Raw genomic sequence first — 13,123 nt, forward strand, 5'->3', positions numbered from 1 at the left:
GCAAATAATGAACCGTACGTAATCATACCCCAACGAATCAGTCTTCGATTTCAGGGTTCAGAAAGTCGATGTCCTCGTCCTCGGGATGCGCGAGAGCCTGTTTAATGGTCACTCCGCCCTTAATGGAGTAGATGACAGCCGTGAGCATGGAGAAGATCACGCCGCCGTACACAAAGAAGATGCCGAGGGGCACCGAGCTTCCGTTGAGGCCCGGGAAGGCCGTAAGGGTTGAAGGTAAAAGATGCAGGCCGTCAATAACGGGAAAGCCCAGCAGCATGAGCGAGAAACCGGTCATGAGCAGCGCCGTGGCAATCTTGCCGGGAAAGACGACGTCAATGGGGCGAGGGTGGTAATGGCGCACAATGAGCGTGCCGATGCCCAGGTAGATATCGCGACCGATAATGAGCACGCAGACCCAGATGGGAAGCTCGCCGCGGACTACCAGGCCCAGCACACCGGTAAACAGCAGCGCACGGTCGCAGATGGGATCCATGACCTTGCCGAGCCACGAGACCGTTTTGGTCATGCGGGCAATCTGGCCGTCCATCCAGTCGGTGGAAGCCGCGATGGCATAGATGACAATGGCGACGACACGGTTGTTGTCCGTCACAAACAGGTACAGGAAAACAAGCGTGAGGACCAGGCGCGTAAAGGTAATGAAATTGGAGATCGTAAAGATCTTATTCGACGGGTAATCGGAAGTGCCGATAAGCTCCTTTTTGATCTTCTTCTTGATGCCCACAGGACTCCCCCGCTGGTAAACGACAAAACTTTCGATACTATACCCGTTCTAGCGATGTCTATCCAGCGCAAGCATAGAGAGTCCAGACATGTGGAGGACGTTGCTGGTCGGCACGTGGAGTCGCATCTGTGTACATCAGCCCCCAAAGATGCCAAAAAATAACGGCGCTGGTGAGGTGCTCTTCGCGTCAAGTCACTTTGCTTTCGAGCGCAAGGGACGCTCGAGCCAGGATGGAGAGGGCGAAAGCTACACCCTCACCGACCTCGACGGGGTCAATCGCATCGACTGCAAAAGCGGCTTCGGGTTCTACGCAGAGCCGAGGGCCGAGTCACAGTGGGCAGCAGCAAAGCGTGGTCCTGGACCTTCGCCAACGTTTCGCTGCGCAAGCTCTTTGAAGCATCGCTTGCGACGGGAAACCCGATAAGGTGGAGCTAGAGATGGCGGCGTTCGCCTTTTGGTTCCACCCGCCAGCACCTCCCCTCTCGATACTGCAAGGGTTTCATTGTGGTGATAGACCGACACCGTTCATCGTTGTTTTGGGTTCGTTCGCAGAGTCGTGAACGCACTCCCCTCTTGTTCAGCGCATAATGGCGCACCGTATGCGGCTGAGCGGCCGCACGCTAAAGGAGAGGTGCCCGCATGGGCATCGAGAGAGAGGATGCAGTATGAACCTGAGGGAGAAGTACGGTGAGTGGGGCCTGATCCTGGGCGCGACCGAGGGCGTCGGCAAGGCGTTCTGCGAGAAGATCGCCGCCGGCGGCATGAACGTCGTCATGGTCGGCCGTCGCGAGGAGAAGCTGAACGTGCTCGCCGGCGAGATCCGTGAGACCTACGGCGTGGAGACCAAGGTCGTGCGCGCCGACTTCAGCCAGCCCGGCGCTGCCGAGACCGTCTTCGCCGCGACCGAGGGCCTGGACATGGGCTTCATGAGCTACGTGGCCTGCCTGCACAGCTTCGGCAAGATCCAGGACACCCCCTGGGAGAAGCACGAGGCCATGATCAACGTCAACGTCGTGACCTTCCTCAAGTGCTTCCACCACTACATGCGGATCTTTGCTGCCCAGGACCGCGGCGCCGTGATCAACGTCTCGTCGATGACCGGCATCAGCTCCAGCCCCTGGAACGGCCAGTACGGCGCGGGCAAGGCCTTCATCCTCAAGATGACCGAGGCCGTGGCCTGCGAGTGCGAGGGCACCGGCGTCGACGTCGAGGTCATCACCCTCGGCACCACCCTAACCCCCAGCCTGCTGTCCAACCTCCCCGGCGGCCCGCAGGGCGAGGCCGTCATGAAGATCGCCCTCACCCCCGAGGAGTGCGTCGACGAGGCCTTTGAGAAGCTGGGTAAGGAGCTCTCCGTCATCGCCGGCCAGCGCAACAAGGACTCCGTCCACGACTGGAAGGCCAACCACACCGAGGACGAGTACATCCGCTACATGGGCTCGTTCTACCGCGACTAGCGGCTGCCGCGGCGCGTGCGCGAGGGCACGTGCGGGTTCGCAGGTAGAGATGCGAGTGCGAGGGTTTCTTTGCGGGGGCGTGCGGATGCGGCGCCTGCGAGGGAACCCTCTTTTCGTGGGTGGGCGCGACGGTATCTCTGCGCTCATCGTCGAGGGCGACCTGCCCGGCTCCCTCGCGATCTCCCCGCACGGGACCCCGCGCTCCGGCATCCTCTGGACCGTGTCCCGCTCGTGCCCAGTGGGCCGGCCGGTCCGGTCCCCAGGGTATCGGATTCCCGCATTCACCCGTACATGTACGGGTGAATGCGGGAGGTGTTCGGTTGAAGTTGATATTCAAGGATGTAGACCGTTTTCTCGGTAGTCCTCGAATGCGGCAGGGTTTTTCGAGTTTGTAGATGCTAATATAACCCTGCTCTCGAAAGAGGGCTCAGTCCCGGCTGGTAAACCTGACGTTTGGCGTGGTGTGCGTGACATGCATAGCGGGCATGGCCGCGATAGAATTTTCCATGCGGAGGGGCTCGACCCCATAGCGCCCCGAGGGTTTCGGGGAGGGCGAACTGGCAGGCAGGGAACCGGGATGCAGGCTGTCCAGAAGGAGGAGCGTAATGCCTCTCCTTCTTTTTTGTCAGATCAACCGGTCTTATATATTCCGCCGCTGACTTGATGCTTCCGAGATTGCGGAAATGTGTTGGATGCCACGGCGGCATGAGAAGATGAAATCCAGTTTTTCGGTCAATCCTTGTCGAATAGACAAGGAGGACGACATGAAGGCGAACAAGAGAGATGTCAGGCGAACCATCAATCTCGCCCGAGGATATGGCCGCAATCTTTGCGGCAGGGATTTCCTGATTTGCTACGGTTCGGTCAGTTGAGAAAGACCATCCCATCATTATAGACGAGGCTTTGGGACGGCAACCGAACGTGAACGTGGGCATCGATGAGCTCGCCCGAGAGCAAGACGGCACTTACGAAAGGGCTCAACGATCTCAATCGACAGCGTGAGCAATTCGATGTCGCGCACAGGAACAGGGTATAGGAATTGCATCGGTACTGCGATTCCGTTCACGAACTGGACGTTTGGCCGTAAAAGGAAGAGGGGGCTGGCAAGGCCAGTCCCCTCTTCTCTCATGACGCTCGATTTGCATTTACGGCACGACGAAAGCCGGGCCGCTGGTTACCTTGTCAAATTCGAGCACCGACGTTCCGGTGTTCAAATAAAGGCTTCCTTGGTTTCCGTCTGCGGAGGCGTAAGCCAGGTGGACAAATCCGTAATCATCTCCTGATTGGTCGGCCAACATGAAGATGTTCGGATCGCCGGTTGTCTCAAATGAACCGTCGGTCACATTTCCATTGCTGTCGACGATTTGCCACCTGTTTTCGTCTTCCCCAAGGAAGGAGAGCTGGGTTAAGCCGGTATCCCGGTCTCGGTACACTCCGTCTAGGCGGAACCCTTCGGAAATGCCACGTTTCAAGTTGTTCGCATCTTTTATGGATACGGCGGAGACTGCGATTGCGATTATCGCGACCAATAACGCCAGCGCAATGGGTATTTTGGCGGAGCCGGTCTTCATGTCATTCACCTCCCTCGTATGTATCGAGGTATTCCTGCTTGAGCGTTTGCGAGGACGACTCGATCTTTTCCACGAGTGTGCCGGCCTCGATGAAGTAGAACGAGTTGGTGAGGTCTGCCAGGTCGTCGAGTAGATGGCTTGAAATGAGCACGCTGCGTCCCCGCGCCACTTCGCTGCGCATCGCGTCGCAGGAGGTTTTCCGTTTTCCCGGGTCGAGGCCGTTCAGCGGTTCATCGAGGATGAGGTACGGGCAATCGGTCGCTATCGCCATGGCAAGCTTTACCTGCTGCTTCATTCCTGTCGAGAGTTTACGGGTCGGCTTGTCGAGATATGGGGAGATTCCGAGGGAGTCGCAGAGCGAGTCGATGTCGGCGGCCGATTTCCACGCCTCCCTAACGAAAGCAAGGTGCTCGAGGGCCGATAGCGTGGGGTAGAGATCCGCGCTGCCTGAAGAGCTCAGGTAGACGAGTTCTGCAAATTCGGCTGATTGACGCTGGCAGATTCCGTCTGCCAACAGGCTTCCCGAGCGGATGCGGGTGGGAAATTGGCCCGACAGCGCTTCAAGAAGGGTGGTTTTCCCCGAGCCGTTGGGAGCGACGAGGCCCGCCGCCGTTCCCGGGCTCAGGAGAAGCGATCCGATTGAAAGTATCGTCGTGCTCCCGTATCCCACGCTCGCGTCTAGAAGCTCGAGCCCATGGTGCTTTTTAGCGGGTCCAGCCTGTTTGGGCGAACGTGCCGCAACGGCTCCGACCGCAAAAAGGACCGCGACGTATGCCAGGGCCACGGCAAGCATCGATGCGCTGCCTGAACCGGAGCCAATGAATTCTGTCGGGAAGCATCCTACGTAGCCCGTTGCCTCGATAGGCGAGAACACGGCCAGCGGCAGGAGCTTGAGCGCGGCATTATGCCCTAGTGCCGAATCGGACAGTAACGGGAATGCCGGGGCCGCGACAAGCAGCGCTGAGGCAAGGGGGCCTGCGAGGACGCGCCTCGTTGCGGTCGATAGGACGACGGAGCAAACGGATATCAAGGTTCCGCCCGCAAGCAGCGCGAGAAGCAGGGTCGTGAAGACGTTTCCCGCGGTCGTGGTGGCAAGCGCGCCGTTATGGAAGAGGGCGATCGGGTACCCGATTTGCCCGAAGCCGTTTAGGGCCAAGGCGTAGATACCCCCGGGCGCAAGGCCGGCGATGAGCATCGCGGTCCCCGCGCCGATTATCGAAAACACGATCTGGATAAGGCGCCGGAATTTGGCCACGGGCGCCTTTGCCGCCAGGGTCCCGGGCCTTGTGGCGCCGAGCGCGAGTATCGACGAGAGAAGGAAGGGGATGAAGGGAAGGAAAGACGGCGCCGCGGCAATGGCGTAAGGCAGGAAGGAAAGGAATGGCAGGTCGTTTGCGGAGGCCGGGATATCCGTGATGCCGGAGCTGCTCAGGGCACGGCAATATGCGAGCGCTGCGTCATTGGTCTCTCGGTCTCCCACGATGGACCCGGATTGGAAGCCTTCGTCCATGAGCGCGTAGTAGCTCTCGGCAGAATCGAGAAAGGCGGCGTCGGTTTGAGCGGCAAGGGCGGCGTTCGCGTATCTTGCAAGCTCCGCGTCAGCTTGCTGCTCTGGCGATAGGTCTGTGCCGTTGGCCTGGGGTGCGCGCGTATTGAATGCGTCGACAAAGCTCTGCATGCCCTGCTTCATAAAGAAGGGCCCGTAGATGGGTGAATTGAACGAGATGGGGATGGAGAAGGCTGCGGCAAGAACGAGCGTGGAGATCCATACGGCCTTGTCTCTTAGGATTAGTTTGAGAAGAAGTCGACAGTACATTTAGAAGCACCTACGTTCCTCAAAGAATTGTTAGATTAAAAGTAACAGACCGGATGAAGATACGTGCGACGGGGGCGAGGCGAATGGCTGAGCGGTATCGATATGCGGGTTTAACGGCATATCGACCACATAGATTTTTAACTTGAATTTGCATGCAAGTTATTATTTCAGTTGTTTTAAGACGGAGTGGAATGCGAGCGCACAAGGAGATGCGGAATCCATGAGGGTCTCAAAAAATACTGCAGTGTTATCATCCTTCATCCTCTCTATTCTTCCATTTCTAATTCTATGGGTGGCTTGGTCGGCCCTCCCTGATACAATTCCAGCTCATTGGAGTGGGGGTGTGGTTGATCGGTGGGGAAATAAGTTTGAATTGCTGGTCGTTCCGCTGCTTTCTCTGATTGGTTCTATTGCAATTTCTACGTACCTTATTGTTTCCACGCGGCGAAGAGAGTTCGCGGATCTCTCTGTTCGAATGTGGCGGGACTTTCTTGCGTGCTATATTTCTGGCCTTCTTTTATCGACAACCTGTTCAGTGATAACTGTCGTGTGGGTTCAGTTGATTCTTACGCAAAACGCTGCGGTAGATGGAGGAGTTGGACTATCGATCCCGTATTCCCTTCCCGGACTATATATGATTTTGTGCGCTTTGCCTCCTTTTTATGCGAGCGGCGGGAGCAAAAAGGCAGAGCGCCTGATAACAGTGCTCATTGGCGGCGCGGAGATTGTTCTTTGCGGAATAGTGCTTGAAGGTTCGGCTGCCTCTTATGCGATGATCGGACTGATGATTCTGTTCTGTGCGTTTGGGATTGTGTCACTGGTTAGGGATAGCCAGTCCTTATGAGTTGAATTACTCATAAGGACATAAAGATTGGCACGTTGAGCTGGTCGTCTGGAGACCTCCTCGAAGTCATAAGCGAAGAGGATGTCCGAAAGGAGTTCGGACTCGATTGGTCCGCCGAGGATTAGAGGGCGCGAATCCCATCCCTCCACCTCCATCCCGCTTCCGGGCGCCCCGGGCCTGTCGTGCGGGATGCCGCCGCCACGAAACCGGCCCATCTACTACGTTTAACCCCGACCTGCCGACCATGCCCTGGATTTCGCAAAATCCGCAGGCCGTCTACCTGCAGTTTTCTTTTTGCCAAAAACGGTATGGTCGGGGGATGCCGAACAAACGTAGTAGATGGGCGGCTTTCGTGGCGGGCGTTCCACGGGGCGGTCGCTGCCGTCATTTCCTGCCGCTCCTCGACTCGATGTAGGCGTCCACAGACTCCCTCGACACCAGGAGCTACCTGCCGAGCCTGTACGAGTCAATCTCTCCCGACCTGATGAGGTGGTACGTCTTGCTCCGGCCGTGGCCGAGCTCGAAACCGAAAAATTTTGACCCTCAATTTCGAAAAAGGACGTGAGCAAATCCGCAATCACGACGTTAACAAACACAACCACACAGCCATGCCACGTGCGACAGGGCGCCCGACCTGCTGACCGCGTCGCGCCGTCTTGAGGGGTCTTGCCGTAGGCGCACGGCGCAAGCATAGAGAGTCCAGACATGTGGAGGGCGTTGTTGGGCGGCACGAGGACTCGCATTTGTGTACATCAGCCCCCAAAGATGCCAAAAAATGTTGGTTTTGGAGGGTGATGTACAGGTTTTGATGCGCGAATCGTATTGATTAAGCAAGTTGTTGCCCTAAGCAAGATCACGCCGTTGCTTTAAACAAAAAAGGTCAGGCACTAGGTGCCTGACCTGCAAACTTCTGGTCGGGACGACTGGATTCGAACCAGCGACCCCTTGACCCCCAGTCAAGTGCGCTACCAAGCTGCGCCACGTCCCGAAGCTTTTGTTTGTTGCTCTGCTCTCGCTCGCAACAGGGAGTATATTAACCCGAAACTTTACCCTTGCGCAAGAACTTTTTTAATTATTTTTGAGCAAGTCCAAAATTGTATCTGCGAGCTGGGGTTTTGTGAGTACGGGAAGTTCCCGCACGCCCATTGTGCTCACAATCCACGCCTTGTTGGTATCGGTTCCAAAACCCGAATCGGCACGCGAGACGTCGTTGGCGATAATGGCATCGCAGCCCTTGCGGGTCAATTTACGCTCGGCGTACTCGACGACGTTATCAGTCTCGGCCGCAAACCCGATCACACGGCGATCGCCCTTCTGGCGCGAGAGCTCGGCCAAAATATCAACGGTCTCGACGAGCTCGATACGATCCAAGCGTTCGTTGGCCTTTTTGAGTTTATGGTCGGCAGGGGCCGCGGGGGTGTAGTCGGCGACAGCGGCCGCGCAAATGGCCGCATCGGCCGTCTGGAAGGCGTTTAACGCCGCCTGCAGCATCTCTGCGGCGGTCTGCACCCGCACGCACTCTACACCTCGGGGAACATCGAGCGATGTCGGTCCCAGCACAAGCGTGACCTCAGCACCGCGGCGAGCAGCCTCCCCCGCCAGGGCGATGCCCATCTTGCCCGACGACCGATTGCCGATAAAACGCACCGGATCGATTGACTCATGCGTGGGGCCGGCGGTGATCACGATGCGCTTGTCCGCCAGGTCCTGCGGCACGGGATTGAGCACCTCGCAGATGGCTTCGACAATGTCCTCGGGCTCGCTCATGCGTCCCGTGTCCACGTCGCCGCAGGCAAGGTAGCCGTTGCCGGGTCCCACCACATGGACGCCACGGTCGCGCAGCGTGGCCATGTTGGCCTGCGTCGCCGGCGCCTTCCACATGCCGCTGTTCATGGCGGGTGCAATCACGATGGGTCGCGGCGTGGCAAGCAGCGTGGTGGAGATGAGGTCATCGGCGATGCCGTTGGCCATCTTGGCGATGATATTGGCCGTCGCAGGCGCCACGACCACCAGGTCGGGCTCCTGCGCAAGCGAAATGTGGTGGATGGGGTCGGAGGGGTCGTCGAACAGACCTACGGCGACGGGCTCGTTGGTGAGCGCACGGAAGGTGAGCGGCCCCACAAACTCCGTGGCATGCTCGCTCATAACGACCTTGACGCGTGCGCCGCGCTTTTGGAGCAGGCGCACGATATTGCACGACTTATAGGCGGCGATCCCGCCGGTAATACCCAGCAGGATCGTTTTCCCCTCAAGTTGCATTGAATTGTTGGGTGCCGCCGTCATCGTTAGGCTTCCTTGCTGGGAAGCACCAGCAGGCGGTGGCAATACGGGCAGTGCGCGATCTCACTACCGTCGTGGTTGAGGTCGCTCATGGACGATGCCTGCAGCGCGGTGTGGCAGATGGTGGGAATGTTGCCCTGGATGGTCTCGACGGCCAGGCCGCGGAACTGCTTGAGCAGGCGCTCGTAGTCGGTGAGCACGTCGGTCGGCAGCGTGGCGGCAAGGGAGGTGCGCTCCTTGGTGGCGGCGTCAATCTGGGCCTGCAGGTCGGCGGCCTTGGCGCGGGCGGCCTTGGTATCGGCCTTCACGCCCTCCTCGAATTTGGCGATGATGGCCTGAGCGCGAGCCTCGCGGTCGAGCGCCTCCTTATGGGCGATGACGACGTCCTTGCGGGTGTGCTCGATCTTGTCCAGGCGCTTGGCCAGGGTGGCGAGCTCGTTCTCCAGGTCCTGAACCTCGCGGTAGTCAGAACCGTCGACGTGACGCTTCTTGGCAGCCTCGATGGCGTTGTTGGTCTGGATTTCAGTGGTGTTGAGATCGTCGAGCTCAATGTCCAGATCCTTGCGCTGGGCGTAGAGCTTGGTCATCTCGGCCTTGAGCTTAACGTAGGTCTTGCGCTTGGAAGCGAGCTCCTTGAGCTCCGGCATATTGGCAAGTTCGCTCTTGTTACGGGCGAGCTCCAAATCGATCTGTTGCAGCTTGAGTAGCGTAGCGCCGGCGCTCATAAGTTCTCTCCTTTTGTCACAGTCCACCATTGGCAAGGGTTCAGTATTTTAATCGCATGACGGGGGTCGACCCCGGCGTCAACTGCAGAGTTCATCAATATATCAACGAACGGCTCCTCGGAGCGGTCGTGGCCGAGCAGAATCACGCTCAGTCCGCGCAGGGCAAGGTCCTGCGCCACGTGGTAGCCCGCCTCGCCCGTCACAATAACATCTGCGCCTGCGGCGATGGCAAGCTCTCCAAAATCGCCGAGGGAGCCGCCCAGAATGGCGACGGTGCGGCACGGGCGCTCGGCATCGCCCCATACGCGCGGGTCGCTGCCGAGCGCCGTGGCGGCACGGTTGGCGAAATCACACAGGTTGCAGGCGTCGTGGAGGGTCGCGAGCGCGCCCAGACCGGTGAGCTCAGGCTCGTCCACATGCTCCAGCGAGCTCATGGGCTCAGCGCCCAGCAACTCACTCAGGCGAACGCGCGCTTCGTGCGAGCGGTCCAGGTTGGTATGGAGCGAGATAATGCTCACGCCGCAACGAGCTGCCTCGTACAGCGCAGCGCTACACTGTGGGCGCGCGGAATCGGCCGGACAAAAGGCCTCGGGCGCTTTGATGTAGATGGGATGATGCGTCAGCAGCACGTTGGCGCCGGCCTCGAGAGCGCGGCGTACGTTGGCCTCGGTCGCGTCGAGCGCGCAGGCAACACCGCGGATCTCTGCAGCGGGATTGCCCACAGATAGCCCAACATGATCCCAGCCCTCGGCATCCGCCTTTGGGTAGCGTGACAGCAGCGCACGTTCAAGCTCGGCGACGATCATGCGGCACCTACGATCGAGAGCAGCGTCTGGGCAAAGTCGTCCAGATCGCCCGGATTCACGCGGTCATCGAAGGAAATACGCAGTGCGCCCAGCGCCTGCTCGCGACCGATGCCCATGGCGCTGAGCACGTGGCTCGGATCCATGTTGCCGCTCGAGCAAGCCGATCCGGCCGAAACCTCAAAGCCGGCGGCATCGAGCTTGATGATGAGCTCCTCGGAGTCCATGCCGTCGACGTAGATCGAAACCATGCCCGGCAGACGATCTGCCTGCGCGTAGTCGCCCATCGTAGCGTGAATGCGAGGATGGGCCGTAAGTGTGGCGTAGAGCTTATCGGACAGGGCCTGCAGCATCGCGCGCTCCCGGCCTACATTCGGCAGCAGTACGGAAGCGGCAGCGGCAAAAGCCAGCTGCGTGCGCAGATCCTGCGTACCGGCGCGACGGCCGGCTTCCTGTCCACCGCCAAAGATTCGGGGGCGCAGCGGCGTGCGGTTCTTAAGGTAGAGCGCACCGGATGCCACGGGGCCGCCGATCTTGTGCGCGGCAACGGTCATGGCATCGACGCCCAGCTCGGTGACATCGAGCGGAATATGCAAGTAGCCCTGGATGGCATCGGTATGAAACAAGGCGCCGGCAGCATGTGCGGCGGCGGCCAGCTCGCGGATGGGCTGCACCACGCCGGTCTCGTTGTTGGCGACCATAATGCTCACAAGCGCCACGTCGTCGCCGAGCAGCTCCGTGAGCGCAGCGGGCTCAATGTATCCTGCGCGGCAGGGCTGTACCAGGTCGACGGTAAAGCCGGCGGCACGCAGCAGTGGCAGGTTATCCAGAATCGAATCGTGCTCGATGGCCGAAACGATGACACGATCGCGTTTGCGATCGCGCTGACGGGCGCCCTCGGCAAGACCGAGCAGCGCCAGCTGGTTGGCCTCGGTGCCGCCGTTGGTAAGGATAATCTCGGACGGGCGAACACGTACGCCAAAGCTACGGGCGATCTCGCGACGGGCAACTTCCAGGCGTGCGGCGGCCTTGCGGCCGAGCGAATGCAGCGAGTTGGGGTTGACGCCGGCAAGCTCGCTGTCGTCATATTCGCGCTGCGCAAGGAGCGCCTCGGCGCGCATGGGCGTCGAGGCGGCATAGTCAAGATTCACGGGTATGCGGTTTTGACCTGCGGTCATAAGGGTTTATGCCTCCTGTGCAGCCTCGTTGCCCAGCTTCTGCAGCAGCGCAACCTCGGCAGCGGGATCTTCGGACTTAAATACGGCGGAGCCGGCTACGAGCACGTTGGCGCCGGCCTTGACGACGTCTGCGATGTTCTTGGAAGAAATACCACCGTCGACCTCGATGAGGGGCGAAACGCCGTGACGCTCGCACATGGCCGTAAGCTCGTGCAGTTTGGCGATGGTACCGGGGATAAAGCTCTGGCCGCCAAAGCCAGGGTTTACGCTCATCAACAGCACCATATCCACGACGTCGATGATGCTCTCGAGTACGCAGACGGGGGTGGCGGGGTTGAGCACCACGCCGGCCTTGACGCCGCGCTGCTGCAGATGCGTGAGCGTGCGGTGCAGGTGCGTGGAAGCCTCGTAGTGCACGGTGATCATATCGGCGCCGGCGTCGGCGTACCAATCGACCGTCTCGTCGGGGTTCGACACCATCAGGTGCGCGTCGACCGGCACGTCGGTGGAGCGCTTGACGGCCTTAAGGATGTCAACGCCAAAGGTCAGGTTGCCGGTAAAGTGACCGTCCATGACGTCGAAGTGCACGTAGTCGGCACCGGCGATCTTGTTGAGCTCGCCCTTGAGGTTGGCCATGTCGGCCGAAAGGACGGACGGAGCGATTTTGATGGAACCCATGGTAGTAGCCTTTCTGCGCTAGTCAGCGAGTCCGTAGAACTCTTGAGAGGGGACGCGGTCGGTAAGAATCTCGAGTGCCCTATCCAAAGTAACACCGTTGTAGAGCGTTTGCTCCACGGCAAAGGTGAGCGGGATGTCTACGCCCAGTGAACGGGCGAGTTCGCTGACGCTGCGGGCCGCGACGGCACCCTCGACCACCATATGCGTGCGCGCCTGGTACTCGTCGAGCGACACGCCGTGGGCGAACTCGTAGCCAAAGGTGCGGTTGCGCGAATGCTCCGAAGTGCAGGTGGCGATAAGGTCGCCCATACCGGCAAGTCCCATGCAAGTCATGGCCTGGCCGCCGCGGGCGTGAACCAGGCGGCTGATTTCGGCCAGACCGCGCGTCATGATGAGGGCAAGCGTGTTGTCGCCCGCGCCCGAGCCGGCGGAGATGCCGCACACGATGGCGATGACGTTTTTCATGGCGCCGCAGACCTCGACGCCAGTCATGTCCTGCGACAGGTAGATGCGGAAGGCCGTGGAAAGCAGCAGCTCCTTAAAGGTCTCCCCCACCTGCTGGTCTTTACTGGCGATTACGGCGGCAGAAAGCCCGCCGCGGCAGATCTCCTCGGCATGATTGGGGCCCGAAAGCGCAGCCACACGACGCTCATTGCCGATCTCGCTGGCGATGACCTCGCTCATGAGCAGACCGGACTCGGGCTCGATGCCCTTGGTGAGGCACAGAACCGGCGTCTCGTCAGCGATGAACGGCGCCGCCTGGTGGCAGACGTCGCGAAGGTGCGTCGAAGGCACGGCAAAGATGATGGCCTCGGCGCCGTCGAGCGCCTGGGACAGGTCCGTCGTGGCGACAACGTTTTCCGGCAGCACGTAGTCCACCAGATAGCGGGGATTACGGTGCTCGCCGTTAATGCCGGCGGCCGTCTGCTCGCTATGAGCCCACATGGTCACGCGCGCGGCTCGCGCGGCGGCAAGGCCGGCGACGGCGGTTCCCCAGGAGCCGGAGCCAATCAGCGCAACATTCATGAC

The 13,123-nt window shown here is 59.8% G+C and carries 11 protein-coding genes and 1 tRNA gene; 2 read left to right on the top strand and 10 right to left on the bottom strand.

The annotated features are described in order from the left end of the window. Window positions 1-37 precede the first annotated feature (37 nt). Window positions 38-742, bottom strand: a complete 705-nt coding sequence (locus I1M21_RS02965; RefSeq protein WP_195192349.1) for a CDP-alcohol phosphatidyltransferase family protein — start codon at window positions 740-742, stop codon at window positions 38-40. Window positions 743-1,407: 665 nt separating this feature from the next. Here I1M21_RS02965 and I1M21_RS02970 point away from each other — a divergent pair. Next, window positions 1,408-2,199, top strand: a complete 792-nt coding sequence (locus tag I1M21_RS02970; protein WP_006236005.1) for a 7beta-hydroxysteroid dehydrogenase — start codon at window positions 1,408-1,410, stop codon at window positions 2,197-2,199. A gap of 1,145 nt (window positions 2,200-3,344) precedes the next feature. On the opposite strand, the gene I1M21_RS02975 is transcribed toward I1M21_RS02970, so the two are convergent. After that, complete coding sequence (locus I1M21_RS02975) at window positions 3,345-3,770, bottom strand: hypothetical protein (RefSeq protein ID WP_195192350.1); 426 nt, start codon at window positions 3,768-3,770, stop codon at window positions 3,345-3,347. Between the two features lies 1 nt (window position 3,771). Next, window positions 3,772-5,586 carry an ABC transporter ATP-binding protein gene (locus I1M21_RS02980; RefSeq protein WP_229025539.1) on the bottom strand — a complete coding sequence of 605 codons (1,815 nt, stop codon included), beginning with the start codon at window positions 5,584-5,586 and terminating at the stop codon, window positions 3,772-3,774. Between the two features lie 220 nt (window positions 5,587-5,806). On the opposite strand from I1M21_RS02980, the gene I1M21_RS02985 reads away from it, so the two are divergent. Then, the gene (locus I1M21_RS02985) at window positions 5,807-6,430 is read left to right on the top strand and encodes a DUF1648 domain-containing protein (protein ID WP_195192352.1); all 624 of its coding nucleotides are present in this window, start codon (window positions 5,807-5,809) and stop codon (window positions 6,428-6,430) included. A gap of 911 nt (window positions 6,431-7,341) precedes the next feature. On the opposite strand, the gene I1M21_RS02990 is transcribed toward I1M21_RS02985, so the two are convergent. From I1M21_RS02990 to I1M21_RS03020, 7 genes are all read right to left on the bottom strand, one after another. Continuing rightward, window positions 7,342-7,418: transfer RNA gene (locus tag I1M21_RS02990), tRNA-Pro, on the bottom strand. Window positions 7,419-7,498: 80 nt separating this feature from the next. Further along, window positions 7,499-8,713 (bottom strand): bifunctional phosphopantothenoylcysteine decarboxylase/phosphopantothenate--cysteine ligase CoaBC, encoded by a 1,215-nt coding sequence (coaBC, locus tag I1M21_RS02995; protein ID WP_229025540.1) that lies wholly within the window; start codon window positions 8,711-8,713, stop codon window positions 7,499-7,501. 2 nt (window positions 8,714-8,715) lie between these two features. Then, entirely contained in the window at window positions 8,716-9,435 is a 720-nt protein-coding gene (locus I1M21_RS03000; RefSeq protein WP_195192353.1) for a zinc ribbon domain-containing protein, read from the bottom strand. Then, entirely contained in the window at window positions 9,432-10,241 is an 810-nt protein-coding gene (locus I1M21_RS03005) for a Nif3-like dinuclear metal center hexameric protein (protein WP_195192354.1), read from the bottom strand. The genes I1M21_RS03000 and I1M21_RS03005 overlap by 4 nt, the downstream gene beginning before the upstream one ends. Further along, a complete protein-coding gene (locus tag I1M21_RS03010) occupies window positions 10,238-11,416 on the bottom strand; it encodes a cysteine desulfurase family protein (protein ID WP_195192355.1) in 1,179 nt (392 codons plus the stop codon). The genes I1M21_RS03005 and I1M21_RS03010 overlap by 4 nt, the downstream gene beginning before the upstream one ends. 6 nt (window positions 11,417-11,422) lie before the next feature. Next, complete coding sequence (rpe, locus tag I1M21_RS03015) at window positions 11,423-12,094, bottom strand: ribulose-phosphate 3-epimerase (RefSeq protein ID WP_195192356.1); 672 nt, start codon at window positions 12,092-12,094, stop codon at window positions 11,423-11,425. Between the two features lie 18 nt (window positions 12,095-12,112). Further along, on the bottom strand, window positions 12,113-13,120 hold the full coding sequence (locus I1M21_RS03020) for an NAD(P)H-dependent glycerol-3-phosphate dehydrogenase (RefSeq protein WP_195192357.1): 1,008 nt from the start codon (window positions 13,118-13,120) through the stop codon (window positions 12,113-12,115). Window positions 13,121-13,123: the final 3 nt, after the last annotated feature.

The organism is Collinsella aerofaciens (genome assembly GCF_015546965.1).
Taxonomy (GTDB): Bacteria; Actinomycetota; Coriobacteriia; order Coriobacteriales; family Coriobacteriaceae; genus Collinsella; species Collinsella aerofaciens_X.

Coding starts and splice junctions, on each gene's coding strand:
- I1M21_RS02970 (WP_006236005.1), top strand. CDS start 1,408: ATGAACCTGAGGGAGAAGTACGGTGAGTGGGGCCTGATCCTGGGCGCG.
- I1M21_RS02975 (WP_195192350.1), bottom strand. CDS start 3,770: ATGAAGACCGGCTCCGCCAAAATACCCATTGCGCTGGCGTTATTGGTC.
- I1M21_RS02980 (WP_229025539.1), bottom strand. CDS start 5,586: ATGTACTGTCGACTTCTTCTCAAACTAATCCTAAGAGACAAGGCCGTA.
- I1M21_RS02985 (WP_195192352.1), top strand. CDS start 5,807: ATGAGGGTCTCAAAAAATACTGCAGTGTTATCATCCTTCATCCTCTCT.
- coaBC (WP_229025540.1), bottom strand. CDS start 8,713: ATGACGGCGGCACCCAACAATTCAATGCAACTTGAGGGGAAAACGATC.
- I1M21_RS03000 (WP_195192353.1), bottom strand. CDS start 9,435: ATGAGCGCCGGCGCTACGCTACTCAAGCTGCAACAGATCGATTTGGAG.
- I1M21_RS03005 (WP_195192354.1), bottom strand. CDS start 10,241: ATGATCGTCGCCGAGCTTGAACGTGCGCTGCTGTCACGCTACCCAAAG.
- I1M21_RS03010 (WP_195192355.1), bottom strand. CDS start 11,416: ATGACCGCAGGTCAAAACCGCATACCCGTGAATCTTGACTATGCCGCC.
- rpe (WP_195192356.1), bottom strand. CDS start 12,094: ATGGGTTCCATCAAAATCGCTCCGTCCGTCCTTTCGGCCGACATGGCC.
- I1M21_RS03020 (WP_195192357.1), bottom strand. CDS start 13,120: ATGAATGTTGCGCTGATTGGCTCCGGCTCCTGGGGAACCGCCGTCGCC.